Origin of the sequence: Georgenia satyanarayanai, from assembly GCF_009193135.1 — a bacterium.
GTDB lineage: Bacteria > Actinomycetota > Actinomycetes > Actinomycetales > Actinomycetaceae > Oceanitalea > Oceanitalea satyanarayanai.
In genome coordinates this window covers 25212-41406 of the sequence record NZ_VUKC01000002.1, presented here as the reverse complement: position 1 = coordinate 41406, position 16195 = coordinate 25212, and the positions used below count along the sequence as shown (strand labels likewise).

Below are 16195 nucleotides of genomic sequence, written 5' to 3'. Positions count from 1 at the left end.
CCATGCCAGAGCCTGAGGTCACCACGCCGACCCACCTCGAGGACGCGCCCGACGAGGCGCCCGACGGCGCCGCGCCCGGTGACGGTGTCGCGGTGCACGACGGCGTCGACGCCGTCGCGCTGAGCGGGTCCGCCGCGCCCGCCGAGGAGGTCGCCGAGCAGGCCGACGAGCTCGTCGAGGAGGCGGGGGAGGGGGCCGGCGAGGACGGCGGCGACGTGGACCCGCTCGACGTCCGCTTGCCCGCGGGGCGCTTCGCGGACCGTGAGCTCAGCTGGCTGGCGTTCAACCAGCGTGTCCTGGAGCAGGCCCAGGACACCACCCAGCCGCTCCTCGAGCGCGCGTGGTTCCTGTCGATCTTCGCCTCCAACCTCGACGAGTTCTTCATGGTCCGCGTCGCCGGGCTCAAGCGGCGCATCGCCACCGGCCTTGCCGTGACGGCGGCCTCGGGCCTGTCCCCGCGGCAGGTGCTCGAGGCGATCAGCGTGCGCGCCCACGAGCTCATGGAGGAGCACGTCCGCACCTTCGCCGAGGACATCCAGCCGGCGCTCGCCGCCGAGGGGATCGAGATCCTCCACTGGGCGGACCTCGCCGAGAGCGAGCAGCTGCGCCTGCGCAAGTACTTCCGCAAGCAGATCTTCCCGGTCCTCACCCCGCTCGCCGTCGACCCGGCCCACCCCTTCCCCTACATCTCCGGGCTCTCGCTCAACCTCGCCGTCGTCGTCCGCAACCCGAGCTCGGGCAAGGAGCACTTCGCCCGCGTCAAGGTGCCGCCGCTCCTGCCACGGTTCATCGCCGTCGACGCCGCGGGCCGCCCCCACCGCCCGGAGGAGACTCCCTCCTCGCGCGAGGACGGCCGGACCGCCTTCGTCCCGCTCGAGGAGATCATCGGCGAGCACCTCGACTACCTGTTCCCCGGGATGGAGATCGTCGAGCACCACACCTTCCGGGTCACCCGCAACGAGGACCTCGAGGTCGAGGAGGACGACGCCGAGAACCTCCTCCAGGCCCTGGAGAAGGAGCTCATGCGGCGCCGCTTCGGGCCCGCGGTCCGGCTCGAGCTCGCCCAGGGCATCAGCGCGCACGTGCGCGACCTGCTCATCCGCGAGCTCGGGGTCGTCGAGCACGAGGTGTACGAGCTGCCCTCGCTGCTCGACCTCACCGGCCTCCAGGACATCCACGACCTCGACCGGCCCGAGCTGAAGTACCCGAAGTTCGTCCCCGTCACGGCCCACCCGCTGGCGGAGGTGGAGAGCGCCCAGCCGACGAACATCTTCGAGGCGATCCGCCGCCGCGACGTCCTCCTCCACCACCCCTACGACTCGTTCTCGACGTCGGTCCAGGAGTTCCTCGCCCAGGCGGCGGCGGACCCCAAGGTGCTCGCCATCAAGCAGACCCTGTACCGCACGTCCGGCGACTCCCCGATCGTCGACGCCCTCATCGACGCCGCCGAGGCCGGCAAGCAGGTGCTCGCGATCGTCGAGATCAAGGCGCGTTTCGACGAGCAGGCCAACATCTCCTGGGCGCGCAAGCTCGAGGAGGCCGGCGTCCACGTCGTCTACGGCATCGTCGGCCTCAAGACCCACTGCAAGCTCTCCCTCGTGGTCCGCAACGAGAAGGACGGTCTGCACCGCTACTGCCACATCGGCACCGGCAACTACAACCCCAAGACGGCGCGCGGGTACGAGGACCTCGGCCTGCTCACCTGCGACCCCGACGTCGGTCAGGACCTCACCCGCCTGTTCAACCAGCTCTCCGGCTACGCGCCTCGTTCGCGCTTCCGCCGTCTCCTCGTCGCGCCCCGCTCCGTCCGCCCCGGGCTCGTCGAGCGGATCGAGCGCGAGATCGCCGGGCACCGGGCCGGCCGCCCGGCGTGGATCAAGATCAAGGTCAACTCGATCGTCGACGAGACCGTCATCGACGCGCTGTACCGGGCGAGCCAGGCGGGGGTGCAGGTCGACGTCGTCGTCCGCGGCATCTGCGCGCTGCGCCCCGGGATCCCCGGGCTGAGCGAGAACATCCGGGTCCGCTCGATCCTCGGCCGCTTCCTCGAGCACGCGCGCGTCTTCGCCTTCGCCGGGGACGAGGAGGTGCCCGACGTGTGGATCGGCAGCGCCGACCTCATGCACCGCAACCTCGACCGCCGCGTCGAGGTGCTCGTGCGGATCGTGGACCCGGGGCAGGTCGAGTTCCTCACCGACCTCCTCGACCGGTGCGTCGCGCCGTCGACGTCGTCCTGGCACCTCCTGCAGGACGGCAGCTGGGAGCGCCACCAGTTCGACGAGGACGGCACACCCCTGGAGGACCTCCAGGAGCTCCTCATCGCCCGGGCGCGGCGCCGCGTGGCGGCCAGCCGATGAGCGCGCCCCGCACCCAGCACGCGGCCGGCACGCTCGTGTGGCGGCTCAACGACCGCAAGAGGCTCGAGGTGCTCCTCGTGCACCGGCCCCGCTACGACGACTGGTCCTGGCCCAAGGGCAAGGTCGACAGCGGTGAGACGCTCGCCGCCTGCGCGGTCCGAGAGACGGCGGAGGAGACGGGCGTCGCCGTCGTGCTCGGCCAGCCGCTGTCCAAGGTGAGCTACCGGATCGGCGACGGGCGCCGCAAGGAGGTCCGCTACTGGGCCGCCCGGCCCGCGCCGCCCGGGGACCTGTCGCTGCGCGCCCGCCCGCTCGTCACCCCCGCGAGCGACCGCGAGATCGACGACGTGCGGTGGGTCGAGGCCCGGGACGCCCGGAGTCTCCTCACCCACGACCACGACCGCGAGCCGCTCGGCATGCTCCTGGACCAGTGGAAGGACGAGCGGCTCGCCACGTGGGCGCTGATCGTCGTGCGGCACGCCCGGGCGCGCAAGCGCACGGCCTGGAAGGGCGGGGAGTCCACCCGCCCGCTCACCGCCGTGGGCGAGGCGCAGGCGCAGCGCCTCGTCCCGCTGCTGTCGGCCTACGGGGTCGACCGGGTCGTCTCCAGCCCGTGGCGGCGGTGCGTCGACACCGTCACGCCCTACGCGGACACGATCGGCGTCGAGCTCGAGCTGCACCCGGAGATCACCGAGGACGCCCACCGCGAGAAGCCCAAGCGGGCGCGCCAGCTCCTCGACGCCGAGGTGAAGCAACGGGCCCCGGGGGTCGCCATCTGCACCCACCGCCCGGTGCTGCCGACGTTCATGGACCAGATCGCGGTCAACACGCCGAACCGGATCATGAAGCAGGTCCCCGAGTCCGACCCGTGGCTCAAGACCTCGGAGATGCTCGTCGTCCACGTCGGGCGCCGGCCGGGCCGGGCCGCGGTGGTCGTCGCGCTCGAGAAGCACCGTGCCCCGACGTACCAGGAGGAGCTGGCGGCGGCGGACGCGCGCTAGGAACGGCTGTACCAGTGACGAGCAGGGTGCCGGCGCAACGCCGGCGGGAGGAGACCGCATGAGAGGCACGACGCCGTGTCACGCCCGCACCGCGACGACCGGAGGGCCGGCTCGTGCTCGACGCACGCGTTAAGTTCCACGCCGACGACGTCGTCGCGCCCGTCAACCGCCGCCTGTTCGGCTCCTTCGCCGAGCACATGGGACGCTGCGTCTACACGGGCATCTACGAGCCGGGGCACCCGGAGGCGGACGAGAACGGCTTCCGACGGGACGTGCTCGCCCTCGTGCGGGAGATGGGGGTCTCGATGGTGCGCTACCCGGGCGGCAACTTCGTGTCCGGGTACCGCTGGGAGGACGGGGTGGGGCCGGTCGAGGCGCGACCTCGCCGGCTCGACCTCGCCTGGCGCTCGACGGAGACCAACGCGTTCGGCCTCAACGAGTTCATGGCGTGGGCCCGGGTCGCCGAGGTCGAGCCGATGATGGCCGTCAACCTCGGCACGCGCGGGATCGAGGAGGCGCTCGACCTCCTCGAGTACGCCAACCACCCCTCGGGCACCGAGCTGTCCGACCGGCGCGTGGCCCACGGGGTCGCCGAGCCGCACGACATCCGGGTCTGGTGCCTGGGCAACGAGATGGACGGCCCCTGGCAGCTGGGACACAGGACGGCGGAGGAGTACGGCCGGATCGCGGCCGAGACCGCCCGCGCCATGCGGCAGCTCGACCCGGACCTCGAGCTCGTCGCGTGCGGCAGCTCGGGCCGGGGCATGGCGACCTTCGGGGCCTGGGAGGCGACGGTCCTCGAGCACACCTACGAGCTCGTCGACTTCATCTCGGCACACGCGTACTACCAGCGCGTGGGGGAGGACGACGCGAGCTTCCTCGCGTCGTCGGTCGACATGGCGCGCTTCATCGACGACGTCACCTCGACCGCCGACCACGTGGGCGCCCGCCTCAACTCCTCGAAGAGGATCGACATCTCCTTCGACGAGTGGAACGTCTGGTACCAGCGTGAGCTGGAGATCCCGCCCGGCTGGCCGGTGGCACCCCCGCTGAGCGAGGACGACTACACGGTGGTCGATGCCGTCGTCGTCGGGTCGCTGCTCATCACGCTGCTCGGGCACGCCGACCGGGTGACCGCGGCCTGCCAGGCGCAGCTGGTCAACACGATCAGCCCGATCCGCGCGGAGGCCGGTGGGCCGGCGTGGCGGCAGGCGACCTTCCACCCCTTCGCGGAGACGGCCCGCCACGCGCGGGGGCGGGTGCTGCGGCCCCGGATCACCGTCCCCACCATGGCGACGGAGCGGTACGGGCAGGTCCCCGTCCTGGACTGCGTCGCCACCCACGACGCCGACGCCGGGACGGTGGCGGTCTTCGCGGTCAACCGCAGTCCCGACCAGCCGGTGACGGTGCGCGTCGACATCGCCGAGCTGTCCCCGGCGGGCGAGGTCGACGCCGTCGTCCTGCACGACGACGACTTCACCGCGGCCAACAGCGCCGACCACCCGGACCGTGTCCGCCCCCGGCCCCTGGTGGCGCACCTCGAGCGGGGGGTGCTCCGGGTGGAGCTGCCCCCGGCGTCGTGGGGTCGTGCCGTCGTCCGGCGGCCGGGTCCCCGCGACGGCTGACCGACCCGCGCGCCGGCGCGTGAACATTTCTCGCACCCGGGTGCATCCGGATCGGGGGGTGGCGACGAATACCTGGTGTCAGCACCACCACCGACACTGGAGGACACCATGAGCACCACCCGTCGTGCAGGGATCGGCGCCACCGCCGGCCTCGCCCTGCTCGCTCTCGCCGCTCCGGCCTCGGCCGCCACCGACGACGCCGCGCAGCTGTCCGTGCTGCACGGTGTCCCGGACCTCACCGTGGACGTCTGGGTCAACGGGGAACGCACCCTGGACGACTTCGAGCCCGCCAGCCTCGCGGGCCCGCTCGAGCTGCCCGCCGGGACCTACTCCGTCGCGATCACCGCCGCGGACGCGGAGGACGACAGCGAGCCGGTCCTCGGCCCGCTCGACCTGCCGCTCGAGGCGGGCGGCAACTACACCGCCGTCGCCCACCTCGACGCGGACGGCGCCCCGACCGCCTCCTTCTTCACCAACGACATCTCCGAGACCGCCGCCGGCGAGGGCCGCCTCACGGTCCGGCACACTGCCGCGGCTCCCGAGGTCGACGTCCTCGCCGGGGGTGAGGCCGTCATCAGCGGTCTCGCGAACGGCGCGGAGGACAGCCTGGACCTGCCCGCCGGCACCGTCTCGGCGTCCGTCGCCGCCGCCGGCACCACCGACCCGGTCATCGGCCCCGCCGACGTCCCGGTCGAGGAGGGCACGAGCACGATCGTCTACGCCTGGGGCAGCCTCGAGGACGACACCCTCGACATCGCGACCCAGACGATCACCGGCCTCCACTCCGCGCCCGACGGCGTGCCCACCGGCCTCGTCCCGGTCGACGAGCCCCCGGCAGTCCCCGGCGCCGTGCTCGCCGCGGGCCTGGGTGCGCTGCTCCTCGCCGCGGCCGTCGGCGCCCGTCGTCTCGTCTCGACCCGGGCCTGACATGAACCGTCTCCCCGCAGCCGCAGCGGCAGTCCTGCTGCTCGTCCTCGCCGGGTGCGGCGCGGACGGCGGGGAGCCCGAGCAGCCCGGGCCGGTGGTGGGAGCCCCCGCCGGCCCGGGCGCGGGGACGCCGGCCGAGACGCTCGCCCCAAGCGCCTCCGCCGGCACCCCTTCCCCGAGCCCCGCCGCCGTGCCGGACGTGCCCGTCCGCTCGGCGGCGGGGCTCCCGGAGGTCCAGGAGGAGAGCCCGCCCGTCCGGGTGGTCGTCCCCGCCCTCGACGCGGACCTCCCGGTCGACGCCGTCGGCGTCGCCCCCGACGGCGAGATGGAGATCCCCGAGGACGCCGCCCGCGCCGGGTGGTACCGCTTCGGCCCCTCCGTGGGCGCCGACGAGGGGGCCACCGTCATCGCCGCCCACTCCGGCTCCTTCATCACCGCCTACGGCCCGCTGCGCGACCTCGTCGAGCTCGAGCCCGGTGACCGCGTCGAGGTCACCCGTGAGGACGGGCAGGTCCTCGAGTACGCCGTCGAGTCCGCCCGCCTCATCCCCAAGACGACGATCGACCTGTCCGAGCACTTCCGTCGCGACGGCGAGCACCGCCTCGTCCTCATCACCTGCGACGGCGTCTGGCAGGACGACGTCCAGAGCTACACCGACAACACGGTCGTCACCGCTACATTGGTCCTCTGACAGGGACGCGTACGGCAGAGGTGGCGATGACGGAACCCGAGGTGCTCGGCGTGCGCTTCCGCGACGGCACCGGCGACGCCGTCCGACTCGTCTACGAGGAGTACTCCTCGATGGTCTACAGCATCGCCCTCCGCACCCTGCGGAACGTCGCGGATGCCGAGGACGTCACCCAGCAGGTCTTCGTCAGCGCCTGGCGCTCCCGCGACCGCTTCGACCCCGCCCGCGCGCCGATCGGCGCCTGGCTCGCCGGCATCACCCGCAACGCCGTCGCCGACGCGCTGCGCCGCCGGGCCCGTGACCGGTCCGACCTCGCCGAGGCGGAGGACACGCCCGGTCCGGACCGCACCGACGAGATCGTCGACCAGGTCGTCGTCGCCCAGGCCCTCACCGAGCTGGGGCCCCCGCAGCAGGACGTGCTCGAGCTCGCCTTCTTCGAGCGGCTCACGCACACCGAGATCGCCGAGAGAATGGACCTGCCACTCGGCACCGTGAAGTCACACATCAACCGCGGCCTGCGCCGCCTGCGCACGAGGATGGAGGGAAGCCATGCGTCACGTTGACGATGACACCCTCACCCTCGTCGCGCTCGGCGAGCTCGCCCCCGACGCCGCGGTCACCGACCACCTCGGCGGCTGCGACCAGTGCCGCGCGGAGCTCGACTCGCTCAGCGCCGTCGTCGCGGCGGGGCGCGCCGGTGGCCCCCTCGAGGCGCCCGCACCGCACGTGTGGGATCGCATCGCCCAGGAGATCGAGAGCCCGACGGCGGACCCCGGGTCCACCGTGGCCGCCCCGGCTCCCGCCCGGCGCCGACCGGCCGGCTCCACCCGACCCGCTGGTCGGCGCGAGCGCCCCCGCGGCCGCCTGGCGCGCGCGGCCTGGCTCGCCGCCGGCGTCGCCGCGGGCGTCGTCGGCACGCTCGTCGTGACGAACCTGCCCGGTGACCAGGCCGAGCCCGCCCCGGTGGCGCAGGCCCGGCTCGACCCGCTGCCGGGGTGGGAGGAGACCGGCTCGGCGAGCCTCGAGGAGGCCGACGGCCGCCTGCTCCTGCGGGTCGAGGTGAGCGGCGAGGAGACGGACGGCTTCCGCGAGGTGTGGCTGCTCGACGAGGACGTCCAGCAGCTCGTCAGCGTCGGCCTGCTCGCCGGCACCGAGGGCGTCTTCGACCTGCCCGCGGGCCTCGACCTCGACGAGCTCGTCCTCGTCGACGTCTCCCGCGAACCCTTCGACGGCGACCCCGCCCACAGCGGGGACAGCATCGTGCGGGGGCGCCTGACCACCTGAGCGGGTGCCGTGATGAAATCCACATCGCCTGTTCACCCGTCGTTCACCCGGTGCCTGCCGGGCGGACACCTGCACTTCCTACCGTCGGGAACGGCCACCGGGTATCCCGGGCCCTCCGACTGAAGGATGGAATGAACGTGAAGCTTGCAGGTAGCCGCCGCCTGGCGGGAGTCGCCGCCATGAGCGCCCTCGCCCTCACCCTCGCGGCCTGCGGTAACGGTGACACCTCCGACGCCTCCACCCCCGGCTCCTCCTCCACGGACGCCGGCTCGGGTGAGCTCTCCGGCTCGATCGCCGGCTCCGGTGCGAGCTCCCAGGAGGCCGCCGTCCAGGGCTGGATCGCCGGTTTCATGGAGCAGAACCCCGACGTCAACGTCACCTACGACCCCACCGGCTCCGGCACCGGCCGTGAGCAGTTCCTCAACGGCACGGTCCTCTTCGCCGGTTCCGACGCCGCCATGGACGAGGAGGAGCTCGCCGCGGGCACGGACCGCTGCTACGGCGGCGAGGTCATCGAGATGCCGCTGTACATCAGCCCCATCGCGATCGTCTACAACCTCCCCGGGGTCGACGCCGAGCACCTCAACCTGGACCCGGAGACCATCGCCGGGATCTTCATGGGCGAGGTCACCAGCTGGAACGACCCGGCCATCGCCGAGGCCAACCCCGACGTCGAGCTCCCCGACCTCGGCATCATCCCGGTCAACCGCTCGGACGACTCCGGCACCACGGAGAACTTCACCGAGTACCTCGACGCCGTCGCCCCCGACGTGTGGACGCACGGCCCGGTGGAGACCTGGCCGATCTCCGGCACGCAGTCCGGTGCCCAGACCTCGGGCATGATCGACACCGTCCAGGCCGCCGAGGGCGCCATCGGCTACGCCGACGCCTCCCGCGCCGAGGACCTCGGCACCGTGGCGGTCGGGGTGGGTGACGAGTACGTGCCCTTCTCCCCGGAGGCCGCCGCCGCCGTCATCGACGCCTCCCCGGCCGCCGAGGGCGCGACCGACCTGCGCCTGACGATCGACCTGGCCCGCGACACGACCGAGTCGGGTACGTACCCGATCGTCCTCGTCTCCTACTCGATCGCCTGCTCGACCTACGAGAACGAGGCGGACGCCGCCAACGTCAAGGCGTACTTCGAGTACGTCGCGAGCGTCGAGGGCCAGGACCGGGCCGCCCAGCCCGACGTCGCCGGCTCCGCGCCGATCTCCGAGGACCTGCGCGAGCGGGTCACCGACGCCCTCGAGCAGATCACGGTTGCCGGCTGACCGGCTAACCTGACGGGCGGGCCGGTGCAGCAACGCCGGCCCGCCCGACGCACGTCCGCACGCCGTCCGATTTATCGCCGGAGGACACGTGGCTCCCGCCGCAGCACCGCCCCACCCCACGCCGAGCCCCACCCCGGCCCTGCGCGCCGGCCGGACCCCCGGCAAGCTGGGCAACCGGCTCTTCGCCGGCATCTCCACCGGCGCCGGCGTGGTGATCCTCGTCATCCTGGCCGCCGTCGCGATCTTCCTCTTCGTGCGCGCCTGGCCGGCGCTCGTCGCCTCCCGCGACGAGCTCGCCGAGGTCGGGTTCATGCAGGGACGCAACCTGTGGGAGTACGTCGCGCCGCTCCTGTTCGGCACGGTCCTCTCCTCGGTCATCGCCCTCGTCGTCGCGGTGCCCCTGAGCGTGGGGATCGCGCTGTTCATCTCCCACTACGCCCCCCGTCGCCTCGCGCAGGGGCTGGGCTACCTCGTCGACCTGCTCGCCGCGATCCCCTCGGTCATCTTCGGCCTGTGGGGCATCCAGTGGCTCCAGCCGGTCATCGACCCGCTCTTCGCGTGGCTGTCGGAGCACCTGGGCTGGATCCCGCTCTTCGCCGACTACCAGGCCCCAGCCCGCAACATCCTCACCGCCGGGCTCGTCCTCGCCGTCATGATCCTGCCGATCATCACCGCGACCATCCGTGAGGTGTTCCTCCAGACCCCGCGCCTGCACGAGGAGGCCTCCCTGGCCCTGGGCGCCACCCGCTGGGAGATGGTCCGCCAGGCCGTGCTGCCCTTCGGGCGCTCGGGCATCATCTCGGCGGCCATGCTCGGCATGGGCCGCGCGCTGGGGGAGACGATGGCGGTGCTCATGGTGCTGTCACCCGGCTTCCTCATCAACTTCAACCTCCTGCAGCCGGGCCAGCACCAGTCGATCGCGGCGAACATCGCCAGCCAGTTCCCCGAGGCCTCCGGGACCGGCGTCGACGTCCTCATCGCCACCGGCCTCATCCTCTTCGTCCTCACCTTCGGCGTGAACCTCCTGGCGCGGTGGGTCATCGCGCGCCGCGCCGAGTTCTCTGGAGCCAACTGATGACGACGACGCCCGTCGCCCTGCACCAGACCCGCCGCCTGCCCGCCTGGGTGCCGTGGGCAGTCCTCGCCGCCTCGCTCGCCGTCGCCGCCGCGATCCTCGGGGTCGGTGGCACCCCGACCCTCGCGGGCGTCGCCTTCCTCGGCGCGATCATCCACGTCGTCGCCGTCGTCGCGGTGTCCTGGCAGGTCGAGGGGACGCGCTGGGCCAAGGACCGCCTCGCGACGACGCTCGTCACCCTCGCCTTCGTCCTCGCCATGGTCCCGCTCGTCTCCCTCGTCTGGACGGTGGTGAGCGGCGGCGTCCGGGCGTTCAGCTGGGAGTTCCTCACCACCGACATGGTCGGGGTCTTCGGGCAGATGACCGAGGGTGGCGCCTACCACGCGATCATCGGCACCCTGTACGTCACCGGCATCGCCGCGGTCATCTCGATCCCGCTCGGGATCTTCACCGCGATCTACCTCGTCGAGTACGGGGGTGGCCGCGTCAAGCGGGCCATCACCATCCTCGTCGACGTCATGACCGGCATCCCCTCCATCGTCGCCGGCCTGTTCGCCTTCACGGTCTTCCTCGTCCTGTTCGGCCCCGCGTACAAGTCCGCCCTCATCGGCGGCATCGCCCTCGCCGTCCTCATGACGCCCGTCGTCGTGCGCTCGGTGGAGGAGATGCTGCGCCTCGTGCCCAACGAGCTGCGGGAGGCGTCCTACGCCCTCGGCGTGCCGAAGTGGCTGACGATCGTCAAGGTCGTCCTGCGCACGGCGATCGCCGGCATCACCACCGGCGTCATGATCTCCATCGCCCGCGTCATCGGTGAGACGGCCCCGCTGCTCATCACCGTGGGCATCACCAACGCCGTCAACTACGACGCCTTCGACGGCCGCATCGCCACCCTGCCCGTGTACGTGTTCCGCCAGTACGCGCAGGGCGGGGCGAGTGAGTACCGTGCGTGGGCCGGGGCCCTGACCCTCATCGTCATCGTCATGCTGCTCAACCTCGTCGCCCGCCTGGTGAGCAGGTACTTCTCGCCCAAGGGAGTGCGCTGATGCGCGACCCGCACCAGCCCCTCCTGCCCGCACGACCCACAAGGACCACGCATGTCTAAGCGCATCGACGTCAAGGACCTCAACGTCTTCTACGGGGACTTCCTCGCCGTCCAGGACGTCAACATGGTCATCGAGCCTCGCGCGGTGACCGCGCTCATCGGCCCCTCGGGCTGTGGCAAGTCGACCTTCCTGCGCACCCTCAACCGGATGCACGAGGTCATCCCCGGCGCCCGCGTCGAGGGGCACGCACTCATGGACGGCCAGGACCTCTACGGTGACGACGTCGACCCGGTCGAGGTCCGCCGGCAGGTGGGCATGGTCTTCCAGCGGCCCAACCCGTTCCCGACGATGTCCATCGCGGACAACGTCCTCGCCGGGGTCAAGCTCAACAACAAGCGGATGAGCAAGGGGGACCAGGAGGCGCTCGTGGAGCGTGCGCTGCGGGGCGCCAACCTCTGGGAGGAGGTCAAGGACCGCCTCGACCGGCCGGGCTCCTCGATCTCCGGCGGCCAGCAGCAGCGGCTGTGCATCGCCCGCGCCATCGCGGTCCAGCCCCAGGTGCTCCTCATGGACGAGCCCTGCTCGGCGCTCGACCCGATCTCGACGCTCGCGATCGAGGACCTCATCGCCGAGCTCAAGTCCGAGTACACGATCGTCATCGTCACCCACAACATGCAGCAGGCCGCCCGCGTGTCGGACACGACGGGCTTCTTCAACATCGCCGGCACCGGCAAGCCCGGACGCCTCATCGAGATGGACGCGACCGAGCAGATGTTCGCGGCGCCGAAGAACAAGGCGACCGAGGACTACATCTCCGGCCGCTTCGGCTGACCCGCCCCCCAGAACCGTCGCAATTGGTCGGTTGACCGACGCTTATGTGTCTCGGGGCGTCGGTCAACCCCCCAATTGCGACGTTGTGACGGCGCGACGCCCCCGGGAGCCTGGCTCCCGGGGGCGTCCTCGTGGCGGCGTCAGATCCTGGAGCCCTCGAGGGACTCGGTCAGCGGCTCGTCGGAGACGACGATGCACAGCGTGGTGCGGTCGTCGGCGTCGTTCCAGCTCTGCTCGGAGGGGTAGAGCATGGTGAAGGGCAGCGCGGACTGCTCGTAGGGCAGCCCGATGAACTCCTCGAACTCCGCGAGACAGGTCTCCTCGGACTTGGCCTGGACGGCGTCGACCCCGGGGTACTCGTCGCCGGAGAAGACGTGCTCAGCGAAGATCTCGGCGTCGTGCTCCTCGGTGCACTCGACGGTTGCCGCCGAGCTGACCTCCTCGCCCTCCAGGTCGCTCTGGTTGAGGCAGTCGCCGACCTCGAGGTCGAGCACGGAGTCTGCCGTGCACCCGGCAGCCCCCACCAGCGCGAGGGTGGCGGCAACGGCGAGGACGGGACGGCGCAAGGACATGGTTCTACCTCCGGTAGACGAGAAGGGCATCGGTGACGGTCTCGGCCGGAGGGGTGTGGCCGGAGTCCCGGGCCACCTTAGCGAACCCCGAGCGTCCAGGCGGCGGGGAAGGAGGCGACGCCGGGCCGCGAAGCGCCAGTCGGCGCGAAGGCCGCTCGTGGCGGCTTGTGTTGGAGCCCGGGGCATTCGCGGCCCGACGTCTGTGTCCATCGTAGGGCAGGGGACGCGGCCCGTCCTGTCAGTCGACGGTCGGGCGTACGACGAACCGGTAGCCGACGTTGCGGACGGTCCCGATGAGCTGGTCGTGCTCCGCGCCGAGCTTGGCGCGCAGGCGTCGCACGTGGACGTCGACGGTCCGCGTGCCGCCGTAGTAGTCGTAGCCCCACACCTCGTCGAGGAGCTGTGCCCGCGTGAAGACCCGGCCCGGGTGCTGCGCGAGGTGCCGCAGCAGCTCGAACTCCTTGTAGGTGAGGTTGAGTGCCTGCCCGCGCACCCGCGCGGAGTAGGCGGCCGTGTCGATGACGAGCTCACCCGCCTCGAGGACGTCCCCCGTCGGCTCCACCGCCGGCACCTGGCCGCCGAGGAGCCGCAGGCGTGTCTCGAGCTCGGCCGGCCCGGCCGTCGAGAGGACGATGTCGCTGCACCCCCACGCCGGGGTGACGGCGGCGAGCCCGCCCTCGGTGAGGACGAGCAGCAGGGGCACCTGCAGACCGGTGCTGCGCGCCAGCTGGCACACCGAGCGCGCCGCCGCCAGCTCCTGGCGGCCGTCGACGACGATGACGTCGGCGTCCGCGGGGTCGACCAGCGAGTCCGCGGCGAGCGGCGCCGTCGCGATCCGGTGGTCGAGCAGGGCGAGCGAGGGCAGCACAGCGGCCGCGCCGGTCGGCTCACGTGTCAGGACGACAAGAGTGGCCATCGCACCTCTTCCTGGTCGGGGACACCCTAGTGGGAAGCGGGGTGCCGTCGACGTCACTGCTCGATCTGCCAGACTCGGGGGGTGCCCGCTCACCCCCTCCACCCGCAGCGTCCCGCCCCCGCTGGGGCCGCGTCGTGATGGGCAGCTCGACCCGCGGGGTCGTCACCGCCGCCCTCGCCGCGGTGCTCGCGCTCAGCGCCATGTGGCACTGGCCGCTCCTCGTCGTCGTCGCCCTCACCACGCTGCTCCTCGCCGGCGGCTGGCCCCGGCTCGCCGGCCTGCCGGTGACGACGGGACCCGGCCTCGTCATCGCCGCCACCGGGCTGGCCTCGCTCGCCGTCGTCGCGCTCACCGGCACGATCGACGGCGTGGCCGTGGTGCTCGGCCTGGCGGTCGCGGGCAGCTTCGTCCAGGAGATGCTGCGACGGGACGGACGGCCGCGGCTCGTCGAGTCGGTCGCCGGCACGGTGACCGGGTGCGTCGTCGCCGGCTCCGCGGCGATGTGGCCGGCGCTCGGGGACACCCGCCACGCCGCCGCCGTCGTCGTCACGGCCGCGGCGGCGCTCGCGGCCGGGGCGGCCTGCACGGCCGTGCCGCTGCGCCCCCAGCTCGTCCCGGCGGTCGCCACCCTCGTCGCCGGCGGCGCCGGCCTCCTCGCCGGGGTGCTCCTGCCCGCCGTCGGCCCGCTCGTCGGCGGGGTGAGCGGCCTCGTCGCCGGGGTGCTCACCTCGGTCGTCCACCTCGTCCTGGGCCGCTTCCCGTCGTCCACCCGGCCGCTGCCCGCGCTCGCGGCCGCCGCACTGCCCCCGATGCTCGCCGGTGCGCCGACCTTCATGCTCGGCAGCGTCCTGCTCGGCTGAGCCGCGGACGGGCCCAGCGCGGCCGACCGCGTAGCATCGGGGCATGGCCACCTTCACCCTTCCCGAGGGCCTGGCCCCGGAGGTCTACCCGCTCGCCTGGCTCGTCGGATCCTGGCGCGGCTACGGCGTCATGGCCTACCCGGGCGTCCCAGAGCAGCCCCTCGTCCACGAGATGACCTTCGACCACGACGGCGGTCCCTACCTGCGGTGCACGAGCACGCTGTGGGCGGTGGACGCGGAGCACTCCTCGTCCGTCTCCCAGGAGATGCCCGGTGCCGTCGGCGCCGAACGGCTCGCCAAGGCCGAGGTGTGGGCCACCGAGACGGCCTACTGGCGCGCCACGCCGGCCGCGGCGGAGGAGCCGACCAACGGTGAGCGGACCCCGGGCCAGCGCAGCACCGACATCGAGGTGCTCGTCGCGCAGCCCACCGGGCACGTCGTCGTCTACGTCGGCAACGCGCGCCCGGCCCGCATTGACATCGTCAGCGACGCCGTCGTCCGCACGGCCAGCGCCCCGGACGTCGCCGCGAGCAGCCGCATGTACGGGCTCGTCCAGGGCGAGCTGATGTGGGTCGAGGAGCTCGCCGCCTTCGGGCAGGAGCTGCAGTCCTACGCCTCCGGGCGGCTGAGCCGGCAGGACCAGGCGTGAGCAGCCCCCTGCTCTCCCGGCCCGGCGCGGTCGCGGGCGGCGGCCCGGACGCCGGCGTCGCCCTGCACTACGGCCACCCCGCCCAGGAGCAGCGCGCCCTCGAGCGCGGCCAGGGCGTCGTCGACCTCTCCCAGCTCGGTGTCGTCACCGTCTCCGGGCCGGACCGGCTGAGCTGGCTCAACACGCTGAGCACCCAGCTGCTCCTCGACCTCGCCCCCGGCCAGTCCGGTGAGCTGCTCCTCCTCGACCCCAACGGCCGGATCGAGCATGCCGCCGCGGTGGCCGACGACGGCGAGCGGGTCTGGCTCGTCACCGAGGGCGGACACGTGGCCGCTCTCGTCGGGTTCCTCGAGCGGATGCGGTTCATGCTGCGGGTGGAGGTCACCGACGTCACCGAGCACACCGCCGTCCTCGGCACGTGCGGTGACGGGTGGCAGGCCGTCGCGGCGGCTCCCGGGCACGTGCTCACCTGGCACGACCCCTGGCCGACGACGGCGCCCGGCGGCACGAGCTACGGGCCGACCGACGACGAGCACCCGGGCCGGCACCTGCGCCGCTCCCTCGGCCTCGTCGACCGCGCGCGCCTCGGTGACGTCGTCGACGCCTCCGGCCTGCGGCTCGCCGGCACGTGGGCGTGGGAGGCGCTGCGGGTGGAGGCCTGGCGGCCGCGGCTCGGGCGGGAGGTCGACGAACGGGCCATCCCGCACGAGCTCGACTGGCTGCGCACCGGCGTGCACCTCGACAAGGGCTGCTACCGCGGCCAGGAGACCGTGGCCCGCGTCTTCAACCTCGGGCGGCCCCCGCGCCGCCTCGTCATGCTCCACCTCGACGGCTCCGAGCACCTCACGCCCGAGCCCGGCGCCCCGGTCGTGCACGGGGAGAAGGAGGTCGGCCACGTGACGAGCGTCGTGCGGCACGCCGAGCTCGGCCCGGTCGCCCTCGCCCTCGTCAAGCGCTCGCTGCCGGCCGACGCCGAGCTCGTGGTCGACGGGATCGCCGCGGCGCAGGAGGTCATCGTCCCCGTGGCCGGCGAGGCCGTCGGTCGCCCGGTCGAGCGCCCGGGCCAGGAGCTGCGCCGGCGGCCGCGCGCCTGACG

Annotated in this window: 16 protein-coding genes; 14 read left to right on the top strand and 2 right to left on the bottom strand. The window is 72.9% G+C overall.

Annotated elements, in window-relative coordinates; all coding sequences use genetic code 11:
* Positions 1-2 precede the first annotated feature (2 nt).
* The 11 genes from GD632_RS02690 (at position 3) to pstB (ending at position 12102) form a co-directional block, all read left to right on the top strand.
* Positions 3-2357, top strand: coding sequence for an RNA degradosome polyphosphate kinase (locus tag GD632_RS02690; protein WP_152188473.1), 2355 nt, complete (start codon positions 3-5; stop codon positions 2355-2357).
* Positions 2354-3358 (top strand): NUDIX hydrolase, encoded by a 1005-nt coding sequence (locus tag GD632_RS02685; RefSeq protein WP_152188470.1) that lies wholly within the window; start codon positions 2354-2356, stop codon positions 3356-3358. The genes GD632_RS02690 and GD632_RS02685 overlap by 4 nt, the downstream gene beginning before the upstream one ends.
* A gap of 113 nt (positions 3359-3471) precedes the next feature.
* Positions 3472-4983: an arabinosylfuranosidase ArfA gene (gene arfA, locus GD632_RS02680; RefSeq protein ID WP_226924467.1), complete on the top strand. Its 1512-nt coding sequence runs from the start codon at positions 3472-3474 to the stop codon at positions 4981-4983.
* A 108-nt stretch (positions 4984-5091) separates the two neighbouring features.
* Positions 5092-5910 carry a DUF4397 domain-containing protein gene (locus GD632_RS02675; protein WP_152188468.1) on the top strand — a complete coding sequence of 273 codons (819 nt, stop codon included), beginning with the start codon at positions 5092-5094 and terminating at the stop codon, positions 5908-5910.
* Between the two features lies 1 nt (position 5911).
* Positions 5912-6601 carry a class F sortase gene (locus GD632_RS02670; RefSeq protein WP_152188466.1) on the top strand — a complete coding sequence of 230 codons (690 nt, stop codon included), beginning with the start codon at positions 5912-5914 and terminating at the stop codon, positions 6599-6601.
* Positions 6602-6627: 26 nt separating this feature from the next.
* Positions 6628-7161, top strand: coding sequence for an RNA polymerase sigma factor (locus GD632_RS02665; protein ID WP_152188464.1), 534 nt, complete (start codon positions 6628-6630; stop codon positions 7159-7161).
* Positions 7148-7882 carry an anti-sigma factor gene (locus tag GD632_RS02660; RefSeq protein ID WP_152188462.1) on the top strand — a complete coding sequence of 245 codons (735 nt, stop codon included), beginning with the start codon at positions 7148-7150 and terminating at the stop codon, positions 7880-7882. The genes GD632_RS02665 and GD632_RS02660 overlap by 14 nt, the downstream gene beginning before the upstream one ends.
* Positions 7883-8013: 131 nt before the next feature.
* A complete protein-coding gene (pstS, locus tag GD632_RS02655; RefSeq protein ID WP_152188453.1) occupies positions 8014-9153 on the top strand; it encodes a phosphate ABC transporter substrate-binding protein PstS in 1140 nt (379 codons plus the stop codon).
* Between the two features lie 88 nt (positions 9154-9241).
* Entirely contained in the window at positions 9242-10228 is a 987-nt protein-coding gene (pstC, locus tag GD632_RS02650; RefSeq protein ID WP_405002515.1) for a phosphate ABC transporter permease subunit PstC, read from the top strand.
* Positions 10228-11271 (top strand): phosphate ABC transporter permease PstA, encoded by a 1044-nt coding sequence (pstA, locus tag GD632_RS02645; RefSeq protein ID WP_152188449.1) that lies wholly within the window; start codon positions 10228-10230, stop codon positions 11269-11271. The genes pstC and pstA overlap by 1 nt, the downstream gene beginning before the upstream one ends.
* Positions 11272-11322: 51 nt before the next feature.
* The gene (pstB, locus tag GD632_RS02640; RefSeq protein ID WP_152188447.1) at positions 11323-12102 is read left to right on the top strand and encodes a phosphate ABC transporter ATP-binding protein PstB; all 780 of its coding nucleotides are present in this window, start codon (positions 11323-11325) and stop codon (positions 12100-12102) included.
* A 140-nt stretch (positions 12103-12242) separates the two neighbouring features.
* On the opposite strand, the gene GD632_RS02635 is transcribed toward pstB, so the two are convergent.
* Together GD632_RS02635 and GD632_RS02630 are read right to left on the bottom strand one after the other, a co-directional pair.
* Positions 12243-12674 carry a septum formation family protein gene (locus GD632_RS02635; RefSeq protein ID WP_152188445.1) on the bottom strand — a complete coding sequence of 144 codons (432 nt, stop codon included), beginning with the start codon at positions 12672-12674 and terminating at the stop codon, positions 12243-12245.
* 238 nt (positions 12675-12912) lie between these two features.
* A complete protein-coding gene (locus GD632_RS02630) occupies positions 12913-13590 on the bottom strand; it encodes a response regulator transcription factor (protein WP_152188442.1) in 678 nt (225 codons plus the stop codon).
* A 137-nt stretch (positions 13591-13727) separates the two neighbouring features.
* Here GD632_RS02630 and GD632_RS02625 point away from each other — a divergent pair, with 137 nt between their 5' ends.
* The 3 genes from GD632_RS02625 to ygfZ are packed head-to-tail and all read left to right on the top strand — an operon-like array spanning position 13728 to position 16193.
* Positions 13728-14450 carry a hypothetical protein gene (locus tag GD632_RS02625; RefSeq protein WP_152188440.1) on the top strand — a complete coding sequence of 241 codons (723 nt, stop codon included), beginning with the start codon at positions 13728-13730 and terminating at the stop codon, positions 14448-14450.
* Positions 14451-14493: 43 nt separating this feature from the next.
* Positions 14494-15099, top strand: coding sequence for an FABP family protein (locus GD632_RS02620; RefSeq protein ID WP_152188438.1), 606 nt, complete (start codon positions 14494-14496; stop codon positions 15097-15099).
* Entirely contained in the window at positions 15096-16193 is a 1098-nt protein-coding gene (ygfZ, locus tag GD632_RS02615) for a CAF17-like 4Fe-4S cluster assembly/insertion protein YgfZ (protein ID WP_152188436.1), read from the top strand. Before GD632_RS02620 ends, ygfZ begins: the two co-directional genes overlap by 4 nt.
* Positions 16194-16195: the final 2 nt, after the last annotated feature.